Source organism: Streptococcus sp. OMI870 (assembly GCF_047460295.1).
Classification (GTDB): Bacteria; Bacillota; Bacilli; order Lactobacillales; family Streptococcaceae; genus Streptococcus.
This window is the reverse complement of the sequence record NZ_JASHGM010000001.1, coordinates 68,740-94,677: the sequence shown is the minus strand read 5'-3', so window position 1 is coordinate 94,677 and position 25,938 is coordinate 68,740. Positions and strand designations below refer to the sequence as shown.

Genomic DNA, 25,938 nt, shown 5'->3' with positions numbered 1-25,938 from the left:
AGAGCTAGTTTAAAATAAATCTTCACTTAAGGATAGCCAGTAGTTCTTGATAGTCAGAAACAACATATGTCGGAACGGCTGGACTGGTATTATCCTTATGATCTGGATTGTACCAGACAGTATCAATCCCCGCAGCATTCCCTCCAGCGATGTCCGCCGTCAAAGAATCCCCAATCATGAGTGCTTGCTCCTTGGCAAATCCTGGGATCAAGTTACCGATCTTTTCGTAAAAGGCCGGTTCCGGTTTTTGAGTCCCTAATTGTTCAGAGATAAAGATTTCTTTGAAATAAGGGGTGATGGCAGATTTCTTTAAACGCCCTTGCTGAATAGCGGTAACGCCGTTGGTAGCACCGTAGAGCAGGTAACCTTTTTCTACTAATTTGGCCAGTAAGTCTTCTGCTCCTGGAAAACTCTGTCCCTGTTGACTAATGTAGTCCTGGTAGCGCAAGGCCATCTCTTCACCATCTACCTCTCTACCAAAATGAGCAAATGCGATGGCAAACCGGCTGTTAATCAAGTCTTTCTTGCTAATCTTCTTTTGCTCCAAATCTTTCCAGAGCCCTTGGTTCATGGGTTTGTAGTAATCCTTAAAGGCTTGAATATCTTGAACCCCCTGATCTTGGAGGAATTGCGTTAAAGCCACTTCCTCCGCTGTGTCAAAATCTAACAAGGTGTGGTCTAGGTCAAATAGTAAAAATGTGTATGCCATTACAAACGATCCTTCAATTTTTCTACAAATAAATAAGCTGCTGGGCAAGTCAGCGTATTCTTGATGGTCAGATGGTTGATCTGGTAGATCTTCTTGCGATCTGTATGAGGAAATTCCCGACAGGCTTTCGGACGAACATCGTAGATAGAACAGAGATTATCACCACCCAAGAAAGGACATGGCATGGATTTAAAAACCTTGTCGCCATCTTCATCCACTTGAAGAAATTCCGCCTCAAAAGCAGGCAGTTTCATTTTGAAATACTTGGCGATGCGCGTGATATCTGCTTCCTTAAAATCGGGTCCTAGGGTCTTACAGCAATTGGCACAAGCCGTACAATCAATTTCTTGAAAGACTTCATCGTGAATTTCTTGCGCTATTTTATCTAAATTCTTAGGTGGCTTCTTTTTCAGATTCGCCAATACCTTACGATGCTCCTTTTGCTTTTGGAGCGCTAACTGATGGTATTTTTCTAAGTCAATTTCCTGTGTCATCCTCTATTTCCTCTTCTAAACAATAGAAAGATTATACCACAAAGACTATGAAAAAAGATAGATCCAGCGATCTATCTCACTTGATTAATCCGTTACAGCACCTGTTCCGTCTAAGCTCCAAGTGTCTTCGACATAAGGTGTAAATTGAGTTATTGTTTTCTCAAATCCTTCAACAACAATCAAATAAACCTTATCATCTTTTTGGAATACCCAACCAGCAACCTGCAAGCCTGACTTGAGAAAAATATGTATTTTAAGCGACTCATTTCCTCCAACGGTCGTTGTAGATTTTATCATTTTCTCAACAAGTTTAGGGTCATTCCACCTAGTCTCAAATCTTTGGGCCATCATCTCGGCATTAAATTTCACTCCTTCGGGGACATTTGCTTTTTCTCTATTGGCAGCATTTAAAACAATAATATTGAAGGCGTTTTTATCTGTATACTGAATATTATCTCCGACTTGGATACTATCATTCTTTTTCCAGTCACTCGGGATATTGAGGTAACCATAATCTGCTGAACCGATTCGTTTAGTTTTCACATCCTCCTTATCACTATCCGATATTTCTTTCTCTACCTTGCTACTTGATTTTGTAGTCTCTTTCACCACATGAGTGGAACTAGTATCCAATGATGATTTTTTAGACACTTTCTTCGGACTAGTACAAGCAGAAAGACTTACAACAGACAAAAACGTAACAGACGCGAGTAAGAACTTATTTTTCATATTCTCTCCTCAATGATGAATTTTCTTTCCTCTAGTCTACCATGATTTTTTAGGATTTGAAAGTGCGATTTCTATAGTATAAAGAGACTAGAAATGATTCTAGCCTCACTTCATCAATCCGTTACGGCACCTGTTCCATCCAGACTCCAAGTGTCTTCGATGTATGGGATAAAGGTTTTCAACGTTTCTGCATCCCCTTCAAAAGAAATGGTATAAACTTTTTCACCCTTCTGGAAGATCCAAGTAATCAGGTATTGACCAGATTTCATGACAATTTGAAGCTGGTAAGCGTCCAGACCTGCGACTTTAGTCCGCGCTCCCGTCATCTTATCAACATCCTGGTTATCTTGCCACATAACGGCCAGTTTCTTGGCTAGAAATTCAGCATTAAACTCGATATCAGCAGGAGCTTTGGCTTTTTCCCGCGTAAAGCTGTTCAAGGTGACAATGTTATAGGCACTTCCATCTGTGTATTGGACCCCCTCAACCCCACTAAGATCCGTAAACTTGATCCATTTACTTGGAATATCGATATATCCATAATCGGCATTTCCAATCCGCTTGGTTTCCTGAGTTGACTTGCTTTCCTTTTTAGATGGAGCATCCTTTGATGAAGAACTGCTTGTTTTCTTTTCGACTTTGCTGCTACTTTCTTTTGCAGAAGAAACTGCTGTATCTTTTTTAGTGGTGTGACTACAGGCCATTAGTGTGCAGGCAGAAAGAATCGTAAGGGATGGGACTAGTAATTTATGTTTCATGATCAACCTCCTTGAGAACGTTTTCTACTTCTAGTCTACCATGAATGAGGGTATTTTAAAATAGGAAAAGTGTCACATCTGATCCAAGCCCACTAATCCCGTTCATTTCTTTTTAATATCAAACATAAAACAAAAGTGCCCTCTAGGGGGGCACTTTCTTTCTTATTCTTCATCCATTGACAGAACTGACAAGAAGGCTTCCTGCGGTACTTCTACCGAACCGATAGCTTTCATCCGTTTCTTACCGGCTTTTTGTTTTTCAAGAAGCTTGCGTTTCCGTGAGACGTCCCCTCCATAACACTTGGCCAAGACGTTCTTACGAAGAGCCTTGATATCTGTACGGGCTACGATCTTATGACCGATGGCTGCTTGGATAGGCACTTCAAACTGTTGACGAGGGATAATCTTCTTGAGCTTCTCAACAATCAACTTCCCACGTTCATAGGCAAAGTCCTTGTGAACGATAAAGCTGAGGGCATCGACGGTATCTCCATTGAGGAGAATATCCATCTTAACCAATTTAGATGGACGATATTCAGACAACTCATAGTCAAAGCTAGCATAGCCACGAGTAGAGGATTTCAATTTATCAAAGAAATCAAAGACAATTTCCGCCAGTGGGATTTGATAGATGACATTAACCCGATTTTCATCGATGTAGTCCATGGTCACAAAGTCCCCACGTTTGCGTTGGGCCAATTCCATGACAGCTCCGACAAACTCTTGTGGCACCATGATTTGTGCTTTAACATAAGGTTCTTCGATCGAAGCGATCTTGGTTGGATCTGGAAACTCAGACGGGTTAGACACATCTAGTGCTTCGCCATCTGTCAAATTGACCTTGTAGATAACAGACGGTGCTGTCATGATCAAGTCAATATTGAACTCACGCTCTAAGCGCTCTTGGATAACGTCCATATGAAGAAGTCCCAAGAAACCACAACGGAAACCAAACCCAAGAGCTTGAGAAGTTTCCGGTTCAAATTGAAGACTAGCGTCATTCAATTGCAATTTTTCCAAAGCTTCACGAAGGTCATTGTATTTATTGGATTCGATCGGATAGAGACCTGCAAAGACCATTGGGTTCATCTGCTTGTATCCATGTAGTGGCTCACTTGCTGGATTGGTCGCTAAGGTCACAGTGTCCCCGACACGGGTATCTGCAACGGTCTTGATAGAGGCTGCAATATAACCAACATCTCCTGTCGCAAGGAAATCACGACCAACTGCTTTAGGAGTAAAGATCCCAACCTCAGTCACATCAAAGGTTTTTCCATTACTCATGAGCTGGATCTTATCGCCTGGTTTGACCATCCCGTTGACAACCCGTACCTGAAGGATAACCCCACGATAGGCGTCATAGACGGAATCAAAGATCAAGGCTTGAAGTGGCGCTTCAACATCACCTGTCGGAGCAGGAACCTTCTCAACGATCTGCTCCAAAATCTCTTCAATCCCAATACCAGCCTTGGCAGAAGCTAGGACTGCTTCACTGGCATCCAAGCCGATGACATCTTCTACTTCTGTGCGCACACGTTCTGGATCTGCAGCTGGTAAGTCAATTTTGTTAATAACTGGCAGAATCTCCAAATCGTTGTCCAAAGCAAGGTAAACATTGGCTAGAGTCTGGGCTTCAATCCCTTGAGCGGCATCCACTACGAGAATGGCACCCTCACAGGCAGCAAGTGAACGCGAAACCTCATAGGTAAAGTCCACGTGTCCCGGAGTGTCAATCAAGTGGAAAATATAGGTTTCCCCATCTTTAGCCGTGTAGTTCAACTCGATGGCATTGAGCTTAATAGTGATTCCACGTTCCCGTTCCAGGTCCATGCTATCTAGGAGTTGGGCTTGCATCTCCCGACTAGACACGGTTTCGGTTTTTTCTAAGATTCGATCGGCCAAGGTTGACTTTCCGTGGTCAATATGGGCGATGATCGAGAAGTTCCGAATCTTCTCTTGTCGTTTCTTTAATTCTTCAAAATTTGGCATAATCATCTTCCTAGTAAAATTAATCGTACTCTTCATTATAACAAAAAAGATAGGCCTTTGCCTATCTTAATCCATTATTTTCAAAAATCGCTTCTGCGTTTTATTTCCCTCATAGCCTATTCGTTCGTAAAAAACATGGGCTTCTTTTCGATGAGATGCAGAATTTAAACGAATAAAAGCATAATGGCTGCTTTTGGCAAATTCTTCAACGCGCTCCATCAATTGGCGACCAATCCCACGTCCTTGAGCAGAAGGAAAAACAGCAAGTCCTAAAACATTTAAACCCGAATCGCTATATACACTCTCATAGGCTACTGCTTCGACATAACCAAGAATATTACCTGTTTGCTCCTCTTCATAAACAAAGCAAAAGTGACCCGAGTCTGGCAGATTGAATTTTTCGATCTGAGCCGCCACTTTCTCAAGGGTAGAATCATACCCCAATGCTTGGTGACATAAATCTCTAATTTGACCTGCATCTTTGACTTGAACAGTACGAATCATACTCCAACCTCCATGAATTATCTGCTTTCATATTAGAACTTTTCCCTCAAAAAGTAAAGGAAATGCAAATAAAATTTCAATTAAAAATCTGATTTATATCGAATTCATCTTTTTTCGCATTTATCGGTGATTTCTATTTACTTTTTCGATTTAATTCATTATAATAGAAAAGGTAAATACAAGGAGGTGAGTACGTTGGCCAGAGGTCGTGGAAAAGCAAGCCCTCAAGACAAAGAGGCATTACGGATTATATCGGAAAAAATCAGAGAATTACTGAAAGAACAAGGGAAAAAACAGATCGAATTATCTCGTATTACTGGAATCCCTGCCAGTACCTTGACTGGATATGTAAAAGGAACTTCTCTTCCCGTTCCTGAAAATTTAGAGAAGATTGCAGCCTTTTTCCAGGTAGCCGTTTCTGAAATTGACCCTCGATTGCGCAATGATTTTGTGGTCATTGATTCAGAGATCGAACGATTGTATAAACAGCTCGATGAAGGAAATCAAGAAAATCTTCTTTCTTATGGAAAGAGTCTCTTGACCCATCAAAAAGAAAGACAGAAAATTGAAAAGCAATACCACTCTTATTCTGTCTATGATTCTTTTGCAGCATATCAAAATCAGAAGCAAGCTGATATCGTTTGGTTTGATCAAAAGATTCCTTACGATTTGGCTTTTTGGATTCATACGGACTCCCTTGAGCCCAAATATGAAAAGGGAGCTGTTGTGCTAATCAAGCAAACCTACTACGATCAGGCAGGGGCTATTTATGCCATTGATTTTGATGGGCAAACTTTGATCAAACGTGTCTTTCGTGAGGCCAACGGGGTACGACTCGTTTCCCTCAATAAGAAATATAGTGATCAGATCATTCCACTGGATGAGGAACCTGGTGTGATTGGTAAGGTTATAGATGGCTTTGTTCCTCTCAATTTGGAGGAGATCAAATGATTCAATTAATCGCGATTGACTTGGACGGAACTCTCTTGCATGAAGATAAGTCACTGTCTAAAGGCAATATCGAAGCTCTTCATAAAGCCCATGAAGCAGGCTATGATATTGTGATCTGTACGGGACGTCCCTTAGCGGGTGTCCGTCCTATTTTTGAAGAGATTGGCCTTCCGGATGGCAACTACTATATGATTATCAATAACGGCTGTACAACCTTGTCTACTCAGAATTGGGAAATCATTGGTAAGGAAGAATTAAGCCTTGAGGATATGCACCAGTTGCAAGTATTGACGGAAGATACTGACATCCAGCTGACCTTATTTGACATGGATCACTACTTAGTGGTCGCACCTGAAGCCAGTGAACTGGTTACGATGGATGCGGGCATTGTTAATAGTAAACCGACACCTGTCTCAGAAGAGGATCTGCCCAACCTTGTTCCTATTTTTCAAGCCATGTACGTAGGAGATCCTTCTGCTATTGATGCCTTCCAATCTCAGCACGAGGCTGCGTTAGAAACCGATTTTAACACTGTTCGTTCACAGGATATCTTATTTGAAATCCTTCCAAAAGGTGCGAGCAAGGCATCTGCTCTTCAAGCATTGAGCCAAACATTAGGCTACAGTCGAGACCAGGTTATGGCTCTTGGAGATGCCAATAATGATCTTGAAATGCTTCGTTTTGCTGGCTATAGCGTCGCTATGGGAAATGGCAATGCTGCTGTCAAGGAAATAGCTGACTTCATCACCCTGACCAATGATGAGGATGGCGTAGCCTATGCTATTCACAAATTAATTGAAACTGAAAAAGGAGAATGATTATGAAATACGCAAATCTGTTGGACCGTTTTATTACCTATGTAAAGGTCAACACACGTTCAGACGAAAACTCTACAACCACTCCAAGTACCCAATCACAAGTTGATTTTGCAACCAAGGTCTTGATTCCTGAGATGAAACGCGTGGGTCTTCAAAATGTCTACTACCTACCAAACGGCTATGCCATTGGGACACTTCCAGCTAATGATCCAAGCTTTACACGCAAGATTGGATTTATCTCTCACATGGACACCGCTGACTTCAATGCAGAAAATGTCAATCCACAAATCGTTGAGAATTATGATGGGGGTGTCATTGCTCTAGGGGATTCTGGTTTCACACTGGATCCAGCTGATTTTGCTCATTTGAACAACTACAAGGGACAAACCTTGATCACGACGGACGGTACTACTCTTCTGGGAGCAGATGATAAATCTGGTATAGCTGAAATTATGACGGCTATCGAATATCTGACAGCGCATCCTGAAATCAAACACGGAGAGATCCGTGTCGGCTTTGGTCCAGATGAAGAAATCGGCGTCGGAGCAGATCAATTTGATGCAGAAGATTTTGATGTAGACTTCGCCTATACGGTTGATGGCGGTCCCCTTGGGGAGCTTCAATACGAAACCTTCTCAGCAGCTGGAGCTGAAATCACCTTCAAAGGACGCAATGTCCACCCAGGTACAGCCAAAGGTCAAATGATCAATGCCCTTCAATTGGCCATTGATTTCCATAACAAACTACCTGAAGGAGCACGTCCTGAATTAACCGAAGGCTATGAAGGCTTCTACCACTTGATGAACATTGAAGGAACTGTTGAGGAAGCAAGTGCCAGTTACATCATTCGGGACTTTGAAACTGAAAGCTTTGAGAAACGCAAAGACCTCATGACATCTATTGCGGATCAGATGAATGCAGAACTCGGTAGCGAACGCGTTCTCCTCACCCTCAAAGATCAGTACTACAACATGAAGCAAGTGATTGAAAAAGATATGACGCCGATTACCCTTGCTAAGGAAGTCATGGAAGATCTTGGCATCACTCCAATCATTGAACCGATCCGCGGTGGTACAGATGGGTCTAAAATTTCCTTTATGGGAATTCCTACACCAAACATCTTTGCCGGTGGAGAAAATATGCACGGTCGCTTTGAATACGTTAGCCTCCAAACCATGGAACGCGCTGTTGATACCATTATCGGTATTGTGACCAAAAAATAAGAAACAAAAAGGATTCGGATAGATTGTCCGGATCCTTTATTGTAGGTTAGAAAGCTTGACAATATCTTTTACCTGATCAATGGACTGAATTAAGTTAAGGCTTGTCTCATTGATAGGAAGATAATAGACTTTATCTGCCAAAGATTCTGTAAAAGGACGATTGGTGACTAAGATCACCTGTTGTCCTTTTTCTTTTAACTCTTGTCCCTTCTTTCGTACCTTTTGGTAAAAACTCGGGTCCCGAATTTCTAGATCATCCACCAAGACACACGCAGCATCCAAACCGAATGATTCATTGGTCCCATTTTGGGTCAGATAATAGGCTGCTCCTGCTTTGACCTCATATAAGCCAGCTGATGGCTCAACCGGAAGAAAGGCTGGGCTTGTTGCAACTTCTGCTGCTTTTTCCATCGCTACAAGATTGGCCAAGACCTGCAAATAAATAGGGGATAATTTACTTAAATCCAAGAGTTCCTCAAACTCAAAACCACGTTTCAGAGCCTCTAAGATATAGAAGAGCCGATGGGGCATATGACGAGCAATTTTCTGAATTAATTCATCATCGCTCATTTCTTCAGGAAAGACAGTCAGCAGTTTTTTATCTTTAATGGTTTCTAAGGCCTGTTGGTAAGCTTCATCGATCCTCTTTCCAAATCCATAAACTGCCCCATAAGAGTGAATTTGGGTATTGAGACGAGCATTCTGTGCAGTATCTGAAAAAATCGGGATCTTAAAGAATATATAGTCCAAACTCGGTTCATAGACGGCCTTTAGATCCTGTAATAAGGGGTGAGGCAAATGCTCGAGAGAGCGCCCAAATTGTAGCTGCACGCCTTGCTCAAACAAGGAATAGCCCAATCCCATAGAGGCCATCGAGATACTATCTGAAGCAAATGGATTAACCTCTAAGATGTAGAAGGCATAGCTCATCGGATCCAAGGCAAACTTAATGGAGATGGCTCCTGTCAACTTCAGATACCGACAGATATGAATAGCAGCTTCACGAAGATTTTGAAACTCCCGGTCAGTCAGAGTGATCGCTGGCATGAATTGGTAAGAGTCACTGGAGTGGATCCCGACAGGATCAATGCTTTCAATAGAGGCCGCCAAGTAGTGATTGTCTTCACGATCCCGCATGACTACAAAATCCAGTTCCTTAAAGCCATAGGTCGAAAACTCCAGCAAACACTGCTGACTTGGAGAAACCGAAAGTCCCATTTCTACAGCTTCGCACAGATCATCCAGATTATGAGCAATCTTTCGCCCTTGCCCTTGCTTACTCGCTACGGGCCAGATCATAATAGGAAATTGAATGCCTTCAGAAAACTCGATAGCTTCTCGAACTGAGCTCACCAGTGCCGAAGCCGGTACCTGATAGCCCAGCTCTTGAAAGAGACGTCGTTGATCTGCCTGCTGATAAAAGCTACGGTAGCGTTGGAGGCTTGGTCCGACAATCATGATCGATGCATCTTTGAAAAATCCAGTTTCTTCCAAACGAAACAAGAGATTCAAAATCTGTTTGTCCGCGAAAGCTAAGAGCAAGCGAGATCCAGTATAAGAAAGAAGAGTCGTCCTAAGAGCATCCAGCTTGAGCTTACTAACTACAACTATATCTGCAGCTTCTTGGGTGATAGCATTTTCTTCGCCCAAGTAAAGGACAAGAGCATTCCCATCCTTGGCATTGAGTTTTTGTGCTTCATTTACCGCAGCCAAGAGGCTAATATCCTGATAAGAATCTCCACACAGGAGAAGCAATTTCTGGTTTTGTTTCATCATTCCTTCTCCCTTCTACTTTCGTGAATTTTGGCATCAATCAACTCTAAAAATTCATCGTAAAAATAGAGATTTTCTCTTGGACCTGGACTAGCATCTACTTGGAATTGGACCCCTAAAATTGGTTGGTAACGATGACGAAAAGCTTCAATACTATGGTCATTGACATTTTCATGTGTGACCAATAAATCATGGGGCAGACTGTCCCTCGCTATACTATACAAGTGATTTTGGCTGGTCAACTCAATTTTTCCTGTTGCTATTTCACGAACAGGAATATTCAATCCGAAGTGACCAACTTCCATAGGGGCTAGTTCTGCTCCATAAGCTTGAGCTAACACCTGTGCTCCCAAGCCCATGCCCCAGATCGGAATTTGACCATTTATTTTTTTGATCAAGCGGCAGAGTTTCTTTACCTGATGGGGATCGCCTGGCCCACTGGATAAAATAACCCCATCTGGTTGTTGCTCCATCAGCTCAAAATAAGAGATATCATAGGGATAAACTGTCACATTACAGTCCCTTTGACTCAGCTGGCGTAAGACAGAGTGCTTGACCCCTAGATCAATCAAGGCAATACTCTTTCCAAAACCAGGTACAGCATAGGCTGTTTTGGTCGAGACTTGACGTACTTTGTCTTTTGGAAGGACTGTCGCTCGCAACTGATCCAAGATATGCTCGATCGAATCCCCCTTGTTAATCACAGTCGCTTTCATCCGTCCATACTTGCGGACAATTTTTGCAACCTGGCGGGTATTAATCCCTACAATACCTGGGATTTTTTTTCGCTTTAAGAACTCATCCAAGGTCATCTGCTGCCGCCAATTGCTCGGCATCTCCACCAAATGCTGAACCACTACTGCTAAACAAGTGGGTGTAATGGATTCAGAATCATCCCGATTGATCCCTGCTGCGCCAATAACCGGGAAGGTAAAGGAGAGAATCTGGCCACTAAAAGCCTGATCCGTGAGCAATTCTTGATAACCTGTCATGGCTGTGGTAAAGACCAACTCTCCAGTCACATATAGATCTGCACCAAAGGCTTCTCCTTCAAATACAGTCCCATCCTCTAGGACCAATAATCGTTTCATCGAACCCCTCCCTTCTTTTACACTAATCCAATTTTATCACAGTTCCTCAAAAAAAGGAAAGTCAGATTCCATGTAGCGATCTACTCTGTCCTCTTTCTTTCCTTTCAATGGATTATCAGTTATCTTATTTTGCTTCGCGACCTTTAAGGACGGCTTCAATGATAGCCATACGGACAAAGACACCATTGGTCATTTGTTCTACGATGCGTGATTTAGGAGCTTCTACCAAGTGGTCCGCAATTTCAACGTCACGGTTGACTGGTGCTGGGTGCATCAAGATCGCAGTATCTTTCATACGGTCATAACGTTCTTGTGTCAAACCATGAAGACGGTGGTAGTTTTCTTTAGAGAAGAGTGATTCGTAATCATGACGTTCGTGCTGCACACGCAAGAACATCATCACATCTACTTCTTCAATCACTTCATCGATAGTGACAAAGGTTCCATACTCTTCAAATTCTTCACTTCTCCATTCGTCTGGACCAGCGAAGTAAAGCGTTGCTCCTAAACGTTTCAAGATTTGCATGTTAGATTTTGCCACACGTGAGTGGTCCAAATCTCCAGCGATACAAACTTTCAAGCCATCAAAGTGACCAAATTCTTGATAGATGGTCATCAAATCTAGCAAGCTTTGGCTTGGATGCTGACCTGAACCATCCCCACCATTGACAATTGAAGCTGTAATGGTTGGACTTTCCACTAATTCTTTGTAGTAGTCCACTTCAGGGTGACGGATGACACAGACATCAACTCCAAGAGCAGACATGGTCAAGATGGTATCGTAGAGTGTTTCCCCTTTGTTTACAGAGCTTGTCTTCACATCAAAGTCAAGGAGATCACATCCCAATTTCAACTCTGCTACTTCAAAGGCTTTATGGGTACGAGTTGAAGATTCAAAGAAAAGGTTTGAGACGATATGTTGGTCTTCGTAGGCTACTTTAGCTCCGTTTTTGAACTCAATCCCACGCTTGATCAAAGCCATTACTTCTTCGTTGGTAAGAGTTTCCATTGAGACAAGGTTTTTAAGAGCGATTTGATTTTCAGACATGATGATTCTCCTTTTAGTTTGGATGTAGATGGTTACAAATTAATTAGCTTCTTTGATGAGGACGCGGTCTTGACCGTCTAGCTCCACCATCTCGACAATGATTTCTTCTGACTTACTTGTCGGGATATTTTTCCCAACAAAGTCTGGACGAATCGGTAACTCCCGATGCCCACGGTCGACTAGAACCGCAAGACTTACTCGAGCAGGACGACCGTGACTGACCAGATTGTCAATGGCAGCGCGAATCGTGCGACCTGTATAGAGGACATCATCGATCAAGATGACCTCTCTGTGAGCGATATCAACTGGTAACACTGTCGTATCTTCTGTTGCCTTCATATCATCTCGGAAAGGCTTGGTATCGAGTTCTGCAACAGGAACATCAATTTGCTCCAGCTGAGAGAGGCGTTCTTGGATCCGGCGAGCAATGTAAACACCGCGCGTCTTGATCCCCACCAGCACAATCTGGCTTAAATCTTTGTTTCGTTCAATGATTTCGTAGGTGATGCGGGTAATGGCCCGCTTCATCGTCAAATCATCAACGACTTCTTTGGTTTTCATTCAGTCCTCCTTAGTGGTAAAAGAAAAACCTCCTTTTTCAAGGAGGTTCAGCAAATGAATGGTCTAAGAGGATAGAGTCTCGCCCTATGGTCCTAGCCATTGTTTTTCACAGTCTCCTTGCCTGCCTCACGGGACAGGATTAAAGGATTTATTTAATTGAGATAACTATATCACAGTTTCAAACGACATGCAAGAAAAAACGCAATTTTTTTCAAAAAAATTTAAAAACTGCACTTTTACATGAAAGAACGTTCGGTTTTTACTAAGAAACAGACGATTTTCGCTTGATATTTTTGATCCCATAGAGCACATAGCCCGCTAAAAGGTAGGCGATAAAGATGATCACCACCCATTTGCCCACAAAAGCCCAGCCGTATTTATTGACATTGATAAAGAAATAGGCAAAGGGACTATCTTTAGCACCTGGAATCGGCCACTTAAGAACCAAACCATTGAGAAGAGCAAAAAGCATATAAGCTACAGGAAGCAAGGTCCAAGCCAAAGGATCCAGCTTACGGTATTGCTTGGGCTTATCAATCACTAGAGTGTCAAAGAAGAACATCAAGGGAACAATATAGTGACAGAGGAAGTTTTCCAAGCGGTAAAACTTCTCAGGTGTCGCGATGGGAGCTAGCATAAAGTGGTAGATGACACAGGTGATCATAATGGACATGGTGACCGCCCCCTTTATGCGAAGGTAACCTTGGGTCTGGGTTGATCGACCCCGAAGCATGCGCCAGACCATGTCTCCCATGAAGAACATGACCAACATGTTGGACAAAATAGTGTAATAAAGCATCATCCCAAAACCACCATGCTTGGTCAGTTGCAGATAAACGCCGATGACACTCAAGATAAACAATAGAAAACGATAGCTAAACAATAGTTTGAATTTCATAGTATTCTCCTGAAAGAAAAGGGCTGGGCCCTTCTTCTTATCCTTAGATTTTCTTTACAAATTCTGATTTGAGTTTCATTGCGCCAAAGCCATCAATCTTACAATCGATGTTATGATCGCCTTCGACGATACGGATGTTTTTCACGCGCGTTCCTTGTTTCAAATCTTTTGGTGCCCCCTTGACTTTTAAGTCTTTGATCAAGGTCACGGTATCGCCATCAGCCAATTTATTTCCATTGGCATCGATGGCTACGACACCTTCTTCTTCTACGACTTCAGCTGGGTTCCATTCATAAGCACACTCTGGGCAAACCAAGAGGGCTCCATCTTCATAGACATATTCAGAGTTACATTTTGGACAGTTTGGTAAGTTATTCATTTCTATCTCCTTATTCAAATTAACTTTCATAGTATACCATGAAAGCGAACATTTGACAAATCCTGCTCGACTGTATAAAAAGGAGGCGACTTGGCCTCCTTACATAGATAATATCTTTCAATCTTCTTGCAATTCTTGAATGTCTTGAATCACGCGCACGCCTGCTTGACTCTTCTCGCGCAGTTCAGCTTCAGAGTATGGGAAGGTATTGATCAAGATACTTTGCATGCCGATGCTTTTCGCTACAGCCACATCTGTAGTGAAGTCATTCCCTACCATGACCGTTTTCTCAGGGTTCAACTGGTGTTCTTTGATGACTTCCAAGAGGAACTCTGGCTGAGGTTTGCGAATACCTGCATCTGATGACAAGTAAATGGCATGGAAAAGTTCTCTCAAGCCTACTAAATCAATCTCAGGATTGGTAAATTCTGCTTGGGCATTGGATAAGAGATAGATCCGGCAACCTGCAGCTTTCATATCCTCTAATACTTCTTTCGTGTGAGGATAAAGCTCCAATCGTTTGCGAGAAAGGACACGGAAAGTCCGTGCAATCAAACGTCCCCACTCTTTGAGGTGGGCAACACTGTTTCCACTTGGATGACTTTCTAAATACAATTGCACAAAAATAACCGTCAGATCAATCTCAGGATAGGCAACTTGTTTTTCCTTAGCCAAGTCTTCTTCGGCTTGTTGCACCAACTCTCTATAACGCAGGCGCAGACCTTCTCCTGTGTAACTTGCCCCGTAGGATTGGTAGATCTGAGCCATGGTATCCCATAAGACTGGACTCGACTCATCAGTTTCGATGTCGACTAAAGTTCCATAAAAATCAAAAATATAGTTTTTAAATGCGTACTTGCGCGGATTCATCTCTCACTCCCGTAACAAACATGGTAAAGGTTGCCTTGCAGACATTGGTACCGTCTTGATTGGTAATATCGACATCTACAACACGAGTCGTCCGCCCACTGTGGACACATTCCCCGTGAATGGTCAGAACATCCCCCAGAGCACCTGCTTTCAAGTAATTGATCGAAGACTGCAAGGTTACCCCGTCTACCCCCTGAGAAATCACGACCAAGCCACTAATCTGGTCACACAAGGTAAAGAGATAGCCACCGTGCGCATTTCCATAATAATTGAGAGACGATTCCACGACCTTGGTTGTCACAATGACATGGCCGTCTCTCATCTTTTTAATATCATAATTTTCAAATGCAGCAATCGCATCGAAGTGAAAATCTTTCATCTATTTGCCACCTTTTCTAGCATCTTTTCAACTCCTCTATCATACTACAATTAAGGACTAGATACAAGAAAAGGGGCAGTTCCTTAGAGCTAAAAAAGAACTAGATAGTTCTAGCTCTTTGCTTAAAATCTTAATTTTTCCCAGCCATCGTCTGTCCGTTTGCGGTAATAGTACTCCGATAAATCCGGGTCTTCCATCACTTCCAGTAGAGGAAGCATGTCGTAGGACAAGTCCAACTTTTCTAATTGGTCCTTCTCAACCCAAGAAACTTCTCCTTCATCAGACGATCTGAGCTGGCCGGTGAATTCTGTTGCTTTGTAGCAAAAGACAATATAGCGGCCTCCATCGTCTAGTGGCCAGTCTTTGACTGCGACGAGTTTTGGATCTACGATCGTAAGGCCTGTCTCTTCGTAAACTTCACGAATGACGGATTCTACAAGGCTTTCTCCTTCTTCAATATGGCCTCCAGGAAAGGCATAACCAGCCCAGTGAGTCTTTTCAGGTGAGCGGTATTGAAGGACCACCTTCCCATTTTCAAGATCTTCGACCATGCAAAGATTGCACAGTATAGTAGGCGTTGTACGTGACATATATTTCCTTTCTATGATATTGACAATTAATCAATATAAACTTTTTTCTTTATCTCTTTTTTCATCACAAAGGGATTTACCAGCTCATGGTATTCGTCAAAGGAATCTAAAAGGGAACCTCTCTGAAAGACAATTGACTTCTCTTTTAAATAATACTCCGAGTGAATCGTTACCGAACCATGACCATCGAAGCTAAGGACCAACTCAATGAAAAATACTAGAATCAGCATAGCAAAGAGACTCAAAAGAACACTAACAAGATTCTTCCAATTTGTAGCATGATTTCGATAGAAGCGATACCAGCTGTGACTAAAAGCCGTCACAGCTCCAAGATACAGCCAAGGATTCCACAGAAGCGGCGTAAATGCGTAGCCATAGAAACCTAAAAGGACGTTAGCAAACATGAAAGTCAGTAAAAGAATATAAACAATTTGAAATACTTTTATGAGTTTAATCATTCCTTATTTCTCTTCTTTTTCCTCAATTTTATTATGAACAAGATCAAGGCCGCTATAATGAAGAATATCGCATAGGTCACGATAGGAAACCAGATGTATTTCAGATTCAAAGTGTAAAGCGGTGGAATATAATCTCCCATGCGTCGCCCTTTGATCCCAAACCCAATATGCACAACAGACGTAATTGCATTCACGTACAAAAAGACGGTTGCGAAATATTCAATGGAAGCTCGGTCTTCTTTCTGCACTCGAAAGACATTAAAATACAATCCATTCAGCACTAAATATAGATTCATGAATAAGGGAAATAGATAATTAAAATCACGGTAAGTCCTTGGGATTAGATGATTGTCAAAAAGAAAGACACCTAGGGCCGCTCCCATTGCCAAAAACATGAAAAAATCTAAAAGCATACCAATACCTGAATGCTTTTCAAGCCACAGGTTTAAGCGATCTAACCAGCTTCTTTTACTCTTTATTCTATTTTGATGGTTGACCTTCTTTACAGTATTTTTCTTCTGCTTCATTACCCTCATTTCCTAACGTTAAGGATTTACTCAGAGTTTTTTCACTTCTGCTGCTACCTTTCGGAGATGCTGTTCCCGCATACTAGCGGTATTCACATCCCGTCCGACTTCTCCAAAGATGCAGACACGCTTGGTTTTGATCCCACAGTGGTTCAAGACGGCATTTTTCAAAACAGAGATACCATAACTATCCGGAATGTTGAGAGAACCTGAAAAGATCTTGTACCACCAAGTAGGCGCCATGGAGGTCGCATAGATACTAGCTGTTTTACCTTTAAGCAACTTCTTAAATTGCTTGCCTCTAAGGTAATTCCAGATGAAGCTTCCTTGATCATTGGCCGAGTATGCAATCCCCGGTGTAAAGACCCTATCGATCCAGCCCTTCATGAGGCTCGGCATACTACTCCACCAGATGGGATAGACAAAGATCAGGTGATCCGCCCACTGGATCCATTCTTGTGAACGAAGGATAAAGGGATCTTCCTCCATCCGTTTTCGATAGCCGTAGCGAAGAACTGGATCAAAGTCCTCTTCATTGAGATTGATCACTTTAAGCTCGTGGCGATTTGAGTCAATAGTTTCGACAATGGTTTGAAAAATAGCCTGACAGTAACTTTCCTTATCCGGATGCCCGTTGATGACTAGAATTTTCATTCGTCTTCTCCTTCATTTCTTTGGTTCATTCTATCTCTTTTATTTTTTACTAGATTAATTGATAATGGTTCAAAGATTGATAGATACGTCCTTTAGGAATTTTTATTTGAAGAACACATCATCCGCAATTCCTTAACAGGTTTTCCAAGTTTAATTATTTGTTCTTGGCCATCAAAAGTAAAACCCATTTTTTGATAGAAAGCAATGGCTCGCTTATTATCTTTCAATACCCATAAATAAATTTCAGAGAATTGATCAAGAGCAACAAATGCAGCATGCATTAACTGTTCACTCACACCTTTTCCATAGTAATCTTTTAAAACATATAGGGCAATGATTTCACCAGCTTGAATGGCTTCATCACGAAAATTTCCATAGCTAATAAATCCAACGACCTTCTTTCCATCCATCGCAATCAAGGTATTTTCTGGATATTTTTGACTAAAGAAACGACATCTATCTAATGTCATCGTCTCCTGAAATTCTGCAGGCAAAAGGTCGTCATAAGCCTCTCTCCACGTATGCCAGTGAACGAGGGACTTGCCTTCTATCTCTTCAGGAGTTTCCATCTGTTTGACAGTGATGACCATTTGCTTCCTCCCATTCTTCTCTCAAAATGCCGTATTTAACACTATCATAATAAACACCTTGATAATAACGAACTTTTGGAATATGAGCTTCTTTTTTCATTCTTAATTTTTCAGCCAATTTCATCATACCAAAATTTCCTGACCAAGTTGTTAAACCAAGATGCTCCAACTCCAAGTAATCCTGAAATGTCCGATCTATCCACTGTAGCATAGCAGCTTTTCCAATTCCAGAGTTCCAAAATTTGTTATCATAAATACAAATTCCCAATTCCATCCATCTTGTTTCTTTACATATCCAGTAGCGCGAAACAGTCCCAACTAGTTTATCATCAACAAAAATACCAAGACGATTTGAGTTGTTTAGAGTGGATTCTAATTTTTGTAGTTTAAATTCTTGAAAATTAGGAAAATACTGATAATCGTCATAATAGGGAGCGTCATACTGCTTCCAAATTGGATTAGATTGTGAATAAGCAATTTCCCACAAAGGCACCAAATCTTCTTCTATTAGTTTTCTTAAATCGATCATATTTATCCCTCAATCCAAGGCCTTGACTTCCAACATCATATCGCGGATCTGTGCTGCCAATTCGAAATCAAGCACTTCGACGGCTTCTTGCATTTGGCCTTGCAGTTTCTTGACCAGTTCCTTACGCTCTTGGCGGTTGAGACTGGTGATATCCACTTCCTTGTCTTCTTCCTTGGCCACAGCCTTGGTAACAGAGATCAGGTCACGGATTTCCTTCTTGATGGTTTGTGGCACAATGCCATGCTCTTCATTATAGGCCATCTGAATCTGACGACGGCGGGCCGTTTCATCGATGGCTTTTTGCATAGACTGGGTCATGGTGTCCGCATACATGATGACGTGACCCTCACTATTACGGGCTGCACGGCCAATGGTCTGAATGAGTCCTCGCTCATTACGGAGGAAACCTTCCTTATCCGCATCAAGGATAGCAACTAGACTGACTTCTGGTACGTCAATCCCTTCACGAAGAAGGTTGATCCCGACCAAGACATCAAAAACGCCAAGACGCAAATCACGAATAATCTCCGTTCGCTCCAAGGTCTTAATATCCGAGTGCATGTATTTGACCTTGACACCCATTTCTTTGAAGTAGTCGGTCAAGTCTTCTGCCATCTTCTTGGTCAGGGTGGTGACAAAGGTCCGCTCTCCACGTTCTACACGCGCATTGATCTCACCCAAGAGATCGTCCATTTGTCCCATAGTCGGACGCACTTCGACCTCAGGATCGAGTAGACCTGTCGGACGAATGATCTGCTCAATGACAGTATCCGTTTGCTCCATCTCATAGTCGCCTGGTGTCGCAGACACATAGACAATCTGGTGGACATGGCTTTCAAACTCCTCCCGACGCAGTGGACGGTTGTCCAAGGCCGACGGCAAACGGAAGCCATAGTTGACCAACATCTCCTTGCGTGAGCGGTCACCATTGTACATACCCTTGATTTGTCCCATGGTCATGTGGCTTTCATCGATCATGATGAGGAAATCTTCTGGGAAGAAGTCAAGAAGGGTGTAGGGTGGCTCTCCTTCACTCCGTCCGTCCATATGACGAGAGTAGTTTTCCACCCCATTAGTGTAGCCCATCTCTCGCAACATTTCGATGTCATACTCTGTCCGTTGTTTCAAGCGTTGGGCTTCCAAGAGCTTACCTTCTTTTTCAAAGACTTTTAACTGCTCTTCTAGTTCCGCCTGAATCTTGGCGATGGCCACTTCCATATGGTCATCATTGGTCACGAAGTGAGTGGCTGGGAAAATTGCCAAGTGGTCCACATTTCCCAGAACCTGGCCTGTCAAAGCTTCAATCTCCCGAATCCGCTCAATCTCGTCCCCGAAAAACTCCACCCGGAAGGCATGTTCATCACGCGAAGCTGGGAAAATCTCGACCACATCTCCACGAACACGGAATTTCCCCCGTTGAAAGTCGATGTCATTGCGCTCAAACTGGATGTCCACCAGGTCATTGAGCAGTTTATCACGAGAAATCTCCAGACCTGGACGCAGGCTCACCACGCTATCGGCATATTCCTTCGGCGAACCCAACCCATAGATACACGAAACAGACGCGACTACAATGACGTCATTTCGTTCTAAAAGAGCGGAGGTTGCTGAGTGACGAAGCTTGTCAATCTCATCATTGACCGAGCTATCTTTCTCGATATAAGTATCGCTCGATGGCACATAGGCTTCTGGCTGGTAGTAATCGTAGTAAGAGACGAAATACTCGACCGCATTCTCTGGAAAGAATTCCTTGAACTCCCCATAGAGCTGTCCCGCCAGCGTTTTATTGTGGGCGATGACCAAGGTCGGCTTATTGACCTGGGCAATGACCTGGCTCATGGTATAGGTCTTCCCCGTACCAGTTGCCCCCATCAAGATTTGGGCCTTCTCGCCTCCCTCGATGTTATCCACCAACTGCTCGATGGCCTGCGGTTGGTCCCCAGACGGTTGGTATTTGGATACTAGTTTAAATTTGTTATCTGTAATTCGATTAATCATCTCTTTGTCCTCACATATATAGACCTTATTTTACCATAAATCACCAGAATTCTCTGAGATGAGGAATGAAGAGAGAAACAACATGTTACAGAACGATCCATTAAATTGGTACATGAGCGAATTACAATCTAATTAATTGGACACGCATTAGCATAAAAACTAAACAAGACTCTCGCAATTACTTCGGAAGTCTTGTCTTTTATTCTAAAACCATGAAATACGTAATAAACATCAATGTCATTGATTTACAAAATTAGCAAGGTTTGCTCATCAGTATCATTTTTATTTACTACTTAACTTCTTGATTCCTTACCAAGAAGTAGAGTGTTGCTCCAAGTAAACATACCAGTCCAATAACGTAAATACAGAGTTGCAGATAGGAAGCTCTCCCTAATATTGTATCCGCAACAATATTATAAAATAGATAACTAGTCAATGGTTCCACTACTCTTTCTATGAATGGTTGTACCAAAATAGGAAATAGCAGCAAAATAGCTAAACTCCCCATTGGACTTTTGAAAAAATAACTTAAGAAGTAAGAAATCAAAAAGTATTGGATGGAGCCAAACAAATAGAAACTGAAGATTTCTAAACTGACACCATTTTCGCTCCTATAAAATTGAAACCATATAAGCAGTACAATGAAATACAAGGTTGATTGTAGTACTACATCAAATAACTCTATGAACAGGATCCTAATTGAACTTAAGATCCTTTTTCCACTTACCAAGTAAACTAGCTTTGTTTCGTGTGATTGTAACTCAACAAATGCATTAACACACCCAATACCAACAGAGAGCATTGATGCAAAAACAAGAGCTTGCTTTAAAGATAATTCTACAATTGCACCATTAATTGCAACTGGTAACACACCCAATAGACACACAAAACCTATTAAAAGAGACTGTATGCCTATCTGGTACTTTACGGGTTTTAAACTATATTTTTTGACGATAAGACTGAAAAATACTTTTGCCATTCTTCCTCCCCATTCGAATCTTTTCTACAACCATTATGAACACCAAGAACAAGATCCCTTCTACTATTAAAAGTGTAATTCCATACAATTGGCTCGTTTGAGTCCCTTCAATTCGACCAAATGCAAATGACTTTGCTCCAATCAAAGGCAATAGATTTTCTATTTTAGAGGAAATTCCTCTTAGAATACCTGATAAACTGATAACCAATAATAAAACATCTGCAATTAATGCAGTCATTGATTTTTTCGTTACGATTACGAAAAGTAAAGCTAATAAAGTAAGAACGATTGCAAATATCATAACTCTTACCGTGACATCTAAAAACAATGTCAATTCTAAAAAATTCTTTAGAGTTGAATCTAGAAAAACGAATAAAATAACAACGTTTACTATAGAAAATATTAAAGTAGAGAGTAACGATAGGACAATCGAACTTGCAATAAACCCAGTAAGACGAACTTTCCAGTTAGGAATCAATAACTGGCTAAAATAATCATCACCAAATTGGTAATGGGTTGAATAAACAAGCGAAACCAAGATTGGCAAGAAAATGACACTTGCTTGGTAGGGGGAGGATAAGAGGGCATCCCTGACTGTATAAACTGGATTCGATGATAACATGGACGGATCAAGGTTAACTGCTTGGCCATTTCCTTCTACTAAGGCATTTATCACCTGGATATTTTGAATTGTAAAAAATATGCTGACTCCCAAAATAAGAAAAAAAGTGAATTTAAAAGTAGGTAAACTACAATATTTATAGAGATCACTAAAAAAGGAACGCTTCAACATATTATTCACCTTCTTTCCCTTCGAGTGACTTAAAATATGCTTCCTCAAAAGAGCCAAACTGTTTCAAAATATCCTTTGTAGAAGCATCAATAACAATTTTGCCATTAGAAATACCAACCAAATGATCTACAGTTAATTCTAACTCACTCATATAATGACTTGTCATTAAGACAGTTTTACCTTCATTGACAAAAGATTGTAAAAAATTACGTACCCAGCGAATTCCTTCTGGATCTAGTCCATTGATTGGTTCATCTAAAATTAAGATGTCAGGATTTGCTAATAAGGCTGTTGCTAAACCAAGACGTTGCTTCATTCCTAATGAATAGTCTTTTACTTTTTTATTTTTAGCTTCACTTAACCCCACCAACTCTAAACATTCCTTGCACCTATTTCTATCAACCCCACAAGCCAAGCCAATCCAACGAAGATGCTGAAATCCTGTTCTGGTTGGGTAAGGTTGGCAACTGTCAAGGAACGATCCAACAATACAAAAAGGATTATCTCCCAATTGAGAGTATTTTTTGCCATCGATCAACGTCATTCCCATTTGACTATTTTCTAATCCAAGTAAAATTCTGATTAAAGTTGATTTTCCAGATCCATTCGGTCCAATCAATCCAGTAATCTCACCTTTCTTAGCTTTGAAAGACACGTTTTGAAGGACAATTTTATTATTATATTCCTTATGTAGCTTTTGAATTGTTATCATTCATTCTTTTTCCCTTCTGACTTTTAGTGAAATTCCACCTTCACTTGGAGCAAGTATAACAGGAGAAAATCAGGAAATTCTCAGAATAATTATTTTTTTTATTTTCAACAAATTACATTCTATATTTGCTATAATATGCTCATATAATTGGAGGAACTATGAAGTATAAAATTTTAGCCATTGACGATGATGAAAAAATCTTACGATTAATAGGGAATGCATTAGAAGCAAACAACTTTCACGTGGAAACTCGTAAAAATATAGAGGAGATCAATATCTGTGACTTTACTGGATTTGATCTAATTTTACTTGACGTCATGATGCCTATTTCTGGTATAGAAATTTGTCGTTCCATTCGTTCACAAATTGCTACTCCAATCTTATTTCTAACCGCTAAAGATTTTGAAGAAGATTTATTAAAAGGAATACAAGCCGGAGCCGATGATTACATCACAAAACCATTCAGCATTAAAGAATTGATTGCAAGAATTCAAATGCATCTTCGTAGAGAAGAAAGATCACACCATTCCTCTAAAGAAGAGATGGAGTCAAATATAACTTTTTATCGAGATAGTCAAGAAGTTTATTATCATTCAAAGAGAATTTCATTAACTAAGCGAGAGTTTGATTTACTTTATCTTTTAGCTAAAAATGAGAACCGAATATTTAGCGTAGAGGAACTTTACGATTACCTCTATCCCGTAAGCTCTGATGCTCAACTACGGTCAATCACTGAATACATCTATCAAATTAGACAAAAATTCAAGGCTCATCAAATTGATCCTATCAAAACAGTATGGGGAGGAGGATACAAATGGAAAAAGAATTGACAATCAAGCAACTCATTAAGCGTACCTACCTTAAAATCATTTGGCAATTTCTTCTATGTCTGATACTTTTTTACATAGTTCCAGCTCTTCTATCTTCTGTATCTGGAATAAATGAGAGAAATGCCAATCGCTTTGCTTTATTTTTTAGCGTCAGTTCTTGGATTTATCTTTGCATCATTTTGATTTTTATCATTGTAATAAATATTAGACAATTATTAACCAAGATTCAAAAAGAAATGAACATGGTTTATCATAGTGGTCTATATTTCACCAAAAATGAACATCACCATTTGCAGATTAAAGAATTCATTGAAACAAATGAACTAATCGAAAAAATGCAATCTGATATAAAAAATAGGATTGAACATGAAAAAGAACAAAAAAAAGAACTCATGTTTCAAGTATCTAGCGCTGCACATGATCTTCGTAGCCCTCTAACTGTCATCAGAGGAAATGCTGAATTCCTACAATCTACCAAGCAAACACCTCAAACAATGGAATGTCTAAAAGATCTTGAGCAAGCAAGTATTCAATTAAACGATTATTTCAACCACTTCATCCAATACTCCAAAACCTTTTACGACCATGATATTCAACTTGAAAATATATCGATTCAACAAGTAACTCATCAATTGAAGGAATATATCACACCTTTACTCCCGAGAAATACACATTTTGTTTTTAATAACACAGTAACTTCATCGGCACAAATTGCTATTCATTCCAATTTATTTTTTCGAGCAATCACAAATGTTATTAATAATGCAATACAACATCAAAAAGATAATGATGCAAAGATCCAGCTAACAATGTCACAAGAAAATAATCGATTAGTTCTAACCATATGGAATAATCAATCTACTTTTTCAAAAAATATATTACAGAATGCTGGAAATCTTTTCTATAAAGATGACCAAGCAAGAACATCCTCTCAAGAAAGTCACTATGGACTTGGTTTATCTTTCGTAAAACGCGTCATGAAACTTCATAATGGAACGATGCATTTAGAAAATATTCATGATGGTGCACAAGTCAAGCTAATCATTCCCATTATTATATAGAAAAAGCCGAACTCATCAATATGTGTTCGACTCAGAATACAGACAAACGTCATTTTTGGTGTTTGTCTTTTTCATATATGACTTTCAGACATTACACAGAAGTTAGTCATTAAACTCTTTCTTTCCTCTCCCCTAAACGATAAACAATCACGACGGATACTAGAAGAACCAGAGTTGTGATGATCGATCCTTCCGCTCCAAATTCCCCTCCAGTCAACCAGTCAGGTCCTGACCCCATGGTAAAGGTAAAGATAGAGGCATCTGCCCCCGTCCCACTGACTTGAAAACCAAGGAGATTGCCTTGTACATAGTTCCAGGTGCCGTGTTGGGCGACCACTAGCCAAATACTATCCGTATAGATAAAAAGCAGAGCAGCCAGCACTCCATCGAGGATGATATTCAGAACGGATAAGAAGGTCACTCCTGCATTTCCCAGATGAAGAATGCCAAAGAGACTACTAGAAATCCCGATTGCTAAGGGAAGATTGGTTCTTGCAGCAATCCGAGTCAGGAGCCAACCCCGCGTCGCTACTTCTTCTGTCCCACCTTGAAGGAGCCAAAATGGGAATAAACCTAGAATAAAGAGGATGGGTTCTAAACTTAATTCATTCAGTTCAAAAGACCCAATTCCACTTACTTGGTAGACAAGGGCAATCACACCCATTTGAAGCAGTGAAATCAAGATTCCCCAACCTAGATACTTTAGCCAGTTCTTTTTTACAAAACCTAAAGTCGATAAGGGATTCTTCTCAATGAACTTCACCCAAAAAATAAAGAGTAAGAGAATAAATACAAAACTGAAGAGCTCATAATAGAGAATATAATGGTAGAAAAACTCTTGAATACTTGCAACCCCATTTCCTGGTGAGAAGAACTCTGTTAGAGTACCTATTGCAATGGAAAATGGTCCCACCAATTCACTACTGATCCATAGTCCTCCTTCTATAAAGAAGGAAGCTAAAAACACGTAGAATAGTGTAGAAACGAAAACTGGCACAGAAGCTTTCGTTTTGATACCTTGAATGATCATCCCTTTCTTCATC

30 protein-coding genes are annotated in these 25,938 nt (G+C 40.9%); 5 read left to right on the top strand and 25 right to left on the bottom strand.

Annotated features, from left to right (window positions below; genetic code table 11):
- Positions 1 to 22 precede the first annotated feature (22 nt).
- From QM968_RS00485 to QM968_RS00460, 6 genes are all read right to left on the bottom strand, one after another.
- Positions 23 to 709 (bottom strand): YjjG family noncanonical pyrimidine nucleotidase, encoded by a 687-nt coding sequence (locus QM968_RS00485; RefSeq protein ID WP_009731113.1) that lies wholly within the window; start codon positions 707 to 709, stop codon positions 23 to 25.
- Complete coding sequence (locus QM968_RS00480; RefSeq protein WP_009731114.1) at positions 709 to 1,203, bottom strand: YkgJ family cysteine cluster protein; 495 nt, start codon at positions 1,201 to 1,203, stop codon at positions 709 to 711. The genes QM968_RS00485 and QM968_RS00480 overlap by 1 nt, the downstream gene beginning before the upstream one ends.
- Before the next feature lie 84 nt (positions 1,204 to 1,287).
- Positions 1,288 to 1,932: a hypothetical protein gene (locus tag QM968_RS00475; protein ID WP_009731115.1), complete on the bottom strand. Its 645-nt coding sequence runs from the start codon at positions 1,930 to 1,932 to the stop codon at positions 1,288 to 1,290.
- Between the two features lie 113 nt (positions 1,933 to 2,045).
- Complete coding sequence (locus tag QM968_RS00470) at positions 2,046 to 2,690, bottom strand: hypothetical protein (RefSeq protein WP_009731116.1); 645 nt, start codon at positions 2,688 to 2,690, stop codon at positions 2,046 to 2,048.
- A 162-nt stretch (positions 2,691 to 2,852) separates the two neighbouring features.
- Positions 2,853 to 4,679, bottom strand: coding sequence for a translation elongation factor 4 (gene lepA, locus QM968_RS00465; RefSeq protein WP_009731117.1), 1,827 nt, complete (start codon positions 4,677 to 4,679; stop codon positions 2,853 to 2,855).
- A gap of 66 nt (positions 4,680 to 4,745) precedes the next feature.
- On the bottom strand, positions 4,746 to 5,183 hold the full coding sequence (locus QM968_RS00460) for a GNAT family N-acetyltransferase (RefSeq protein WP_414381331.1): 438 nt from the start codon (positions 5,181 to 5,183) through the stop codon (positions 4,746 to 4,748).
- 195 nt (positions 5,184 to 5,378) lie between these two features.
- Here QM968_RS00460 and QM968_RS00455 point away from each other — a divergent pair, with 195 nt between their 5' ends.
- Genes QM968_RS00455 through pepT form a run of 3 tightly spaced genes read left to right on the top strand, consistent with a single transcriptional unit; the run spans position 5,379 to position 8,175 of the window.
- Positions 5,379 to 6,134: a LexA family transcriptional regulator gene (locus QM968_RS00455; protein WP_414381328.1), complete on the top strand. Its 756-nt coding sequence runs from the start codon at positions 5,379 to 5,381 to the stop codon at positions 6,132 to 6,134.
- The gene (locus QM968_RS00450) at positions 6,131 to 6,952 is read left to right on the top strand and encodes a Cof-type HAD-IIB family hydrolase (protein ID WP_414381325.1); all 822 of its coding nucleotides are present in this window, start codon (positions 6,131 to 6,133) and stop codon (positions 6,950 to 6,952) included. Before QM968_RS00455 ends, QM968_RS00450 begins: the two co-directional genes overlap by 4 nt.
- Positions 6,953 to 6,954: 2 nt before the next feature.
- Positions 6,955 to 8,175, top strand: coding sequence for a peptidase T (pepT, locus tag QM968_RS00445; protein WP_414381322.1), 1,221 nt, complete (start codon positions 6,955 to 6,957; stop codon positions 8,173 to 8,175).
- A 36-nt stretch (positions 8,176 to 8,211) separates the two neighbouring features.
- Here the strand turns inward: pepT and QM968_RS00440 are convergent, their stop codons facing one another.
- The 18 genes from QM968_RS00440 to QM968_RS00355 all read right to left on the bottom strand — a co-directional run bounded on the left by QM968_RS00440 (position 8,212) and on the right by QM968_RS00355 (position 23,004).
- A complete protein-coding gene (locus tag QM968_RS00440) occupies positions 8,212 to 9,951 on the bottom strand; it encodes an ATP-grasp domain-containing protein (protein WP_037613872.1) in 1,740 nt (579 codons plus the stop codon).
- Positions 9,948 to 11,039, bottom strand: coding sequence for a carbamoyl phosphate synthase small subunit (locus QM968_RS00435; protein WP_414381319.1), 1,092 nt, complete (start codon positions 11,037 to 11,039; stop codon positions 9,948 to 9,950). The genes QM968_RS00440 and QM968_RS00435 overlap by 4 nt, the downstream gene beginning before the upstream one ends.
- Positions 11,040 to 11,163: 124 nt before the next feature.
- Positions 11,164 to 12,087, bottom strand: coding sequence for an aspartate carbamoyltransferase catalytic subunit (locus tag QM968_RS00430; RefSeq protein ID WP_009731124.1), 924 nt, complete (start codon positions 12,085 to 12,087; stop codon positions 11,164 to 11,166).
- A 39-nt stretch (positions 12,088 to 12,126) separates the two neighbouring features.
- The gene (gene pyrR / locus QM968_RS00425; protein ID WP_009731125.1) at positions 12,127 to 12,648 is read right to left on the bottom strand and encodes a bifunctional pyr operon transcriptional regulator/uracil phosphoribosyltransferase PyrR; all 522 of its coding nucleotides are present in this window, start codon (positions 12,646 to 12,648) and stop codon (positions 12,127 to 12,129) included.
- Between the two features lie 262 nt (positions 12,649 to 12,910).
- Positions 12,911 to 13,546, bottom strand: coding sequence for a Pr6Pr family membrane protein (locus QM968_RS00420; protein WP_009731126.1), 636 nt, complete (start codon positions 13,544 to 13,546; stop codon positions 12,911 to 12,913).
- Between the two features lie 43 nt (positions 13,547 to 13,589).
- Positions 13,590 to 13,925, bottom strand: a complete 336-nt coding sequence (locus QM968_RS00415; RefSeq protein WP_009731127.1) for a zinc ribbon domain-containing protein YjdM — start codon at positions 13,923 to 13,925, stop codon at positions 13,590 to 13,592.
- Between the two features lie 117 nt (positions 13,926 to 14,042).
- Positions 14,043 to 14,795, bottom strand: a complete 753-nt coding sequence (locus QM968_RS00410) for an HAD family hydrolase (protein ID WP_414381315.1) — start codon at positions 14,793 to 14,795, stop codon at positions 14,043 to 14,045.
- Positions 14,770 to 15,174, bottom strand: a complete 405-nt coding sequence (locus QM968_RS00405) for a PaaI family thioesterase (RefSeq protein ID WP_009731129.1) — start codon at positions 15,172 to 15,174, stop codon at positions 14,770 to 14,772. Before QM968_RS00405 ends, QM968_RS00410 begins: the two co-directional genes overlap by 26 nt.
- 122 nt (positions 15,175 to 15,296) lie before the next feature.
- On the bottom strand, positions 15,297 to 15,764 hold the full coding sequence (locus QM968_RS00400; RefSeq protein WP_414381313.1) for an 8-oxo-dGTP diphosphatase: 468 nt from the start codon (positions 15,762 to 15,764) through the stop codon (positions 15,297 to 15,299).
- Positions 15,765 to 15,790: 26 nt separating this feature from the next.
- Positions 15,791 to 16,222 carry a hypothetical protein gene (locus QM968_RS00395; protein WP_414381310.1) on the bottom strand — a complete coding sequence of 144 codons (432 nt, stop codon included), beginning with the start codon at positions 16,220 to 16,222 and terminating at the stop codon, positions 15,791 to 15,793.
- Entirely contained in the window at positions 16,219 to 16,749 is a 531-nt protein-coding gene (locus QM968_RS00390) for a hypothetical protein (protein WP_414381308.1), read from the bottom strand. Before QM968_RS00390 ends, QM968_RS00395 begins: the two co-directional genes overlap by 4 nt.
- Before the next feature lie 30 nt (positions 16,750 to 16,779).
- Positions 16,780 to 17,403 carry an NAD(P)H-dependent oxidoreductase gene (locus QM968_RS00385; RefSeq protein WP_414381306.1) on the bottom strand — a complete coding sequence of 208 codons (624 nt, stop codon included), beginning with the start codon at positions 17,401 to 17,403 and terminating at the stop codon, positions 16,780 to 16,782.
- A 92-nt stretch (positions 17,404 to 17,495) separates the two neighbouring features.
- On the bottom strand, positions 17,496 to 17,993 hold the full coding sequence (locus tag QM968_RS00380) for an N-acetyltransferase family protein (RefSeq protein ID WP_414381303.1): 498 nt from the start codon (positions 17,991 to 17,993) through the stop codon (positions 17,496 to 17,498).
- On the bottom strand, positions 17,959 to 18,522 hold the full coding sequence (locus QM968_RS00375; protein ID WP_414381300.1) for a GNAT family N-acetyltransferase: 564 nt from the start codon (positions 18,520 to 18,522) through the stop codon (positions 17,959 to 17,961). The genes QM968_RS00380 and QM968_RS00375 overlap by 35 nt, the downstream gene beginning before the upstream one ends.
- Positions 18,523 to 18,531: 9 nt before the next feature.
- Positions 18,532 to 20,520, bottom strand: coding sequence for an excinuclease ABC subunit UvrB (gene uvrB / locus QM968_RS00370; RefSeq protein WP_140814053.1), 1,989 nt, complete (start codon positions 20,518 to 20,520; stop codon positions 18,532 to 18,534).
- A gap of 289 nt (positions 20,521 to 20,809) precedes the next feature.
- Positions 20,810 to 21,499, bottom strand: coding sequence for a hypothetical protein (locus QM968_RS00365; protein WP_251457428.1), 690 nt, complete (start codon positions 21,497 to 21,499; stop codon positions 20,810 to 20,812).
- Positions 21,459 to 22,292, bottom strand: a complete 834-nt coding sequence (locus QM968_RS00360) for a hypothetical protein (RefSeq protein ID WP_251457426.1) — start codon at positions 22,290 to 22,292, stop codon at positions 21,459 to 21,461. Before QM968_RS00360 ends, QM968_RS00365 begins: the two co-directional genes overlap by 41 nt.
- Before the next feature lies 1 nt (position 22,293).
- The gene (locus QM968_RS00355) at positions 22,294 to 23,004 is read right to left on the bottom strand and encodes an ABC transporter ATP-binding protein (protein ID WP_251457423.1); all 711 of its coding nucleotides are present in this window, start codon (positions 23,002 to 23,004) and stop codon (positions 22,294 to 22,296) included.
- A gap of 158 nt (positions 23,005 to 23,162) precedes the next feature.
- On the opposite strand from QM968_RS00355, the gene QM968_RS00350 reads away from it, so the two are divergent.
- Together QM968_RS00350 and QM968_RS00345 are read left to right on the top strand one after the other, a co-directional pair.
- Positions 23,163 to 23,834 (top strand): response regulator transcription factor, encoded by a 672-nt coding sequence (locus QM968_RS00350; RefSeq protein WP_251457420.1) that lies wholly within the window; start codon positions 23,163 to 23,165, stop codon positions 23,832 to 23,834.
- A complete protein-coding gene (locus QM968_RS00345; RefSeq protein WP_251457417.1) occupies positions 23,819 to 24,895 on the top strand; it encodes a sensor histidine kinase in 1,077 nt (358 codons plus the stop codon). Before QM968_RS00350 ends, QM968_RS00345 begins: the two co-directional genes overlap by 16 nt.
- A gap of 109 nt (positions 24,896 to 25,004) precedes the next feature.
- Here the strand turns inward: QM968_RS00345 and QM968_RS00340 are convergent, their stop codons facing one another.
- Entirely contained in the window at positions 25,005 to 25,937 is a 933-nt protein-coding gene (locus QM968_RS00340; protein ID WP_009731141.1) for a CPBP family intramembrane glutamic endopeptidase, read from the bottom strand.
- Position 25,938: the final 1 nt, after the last annotated feature.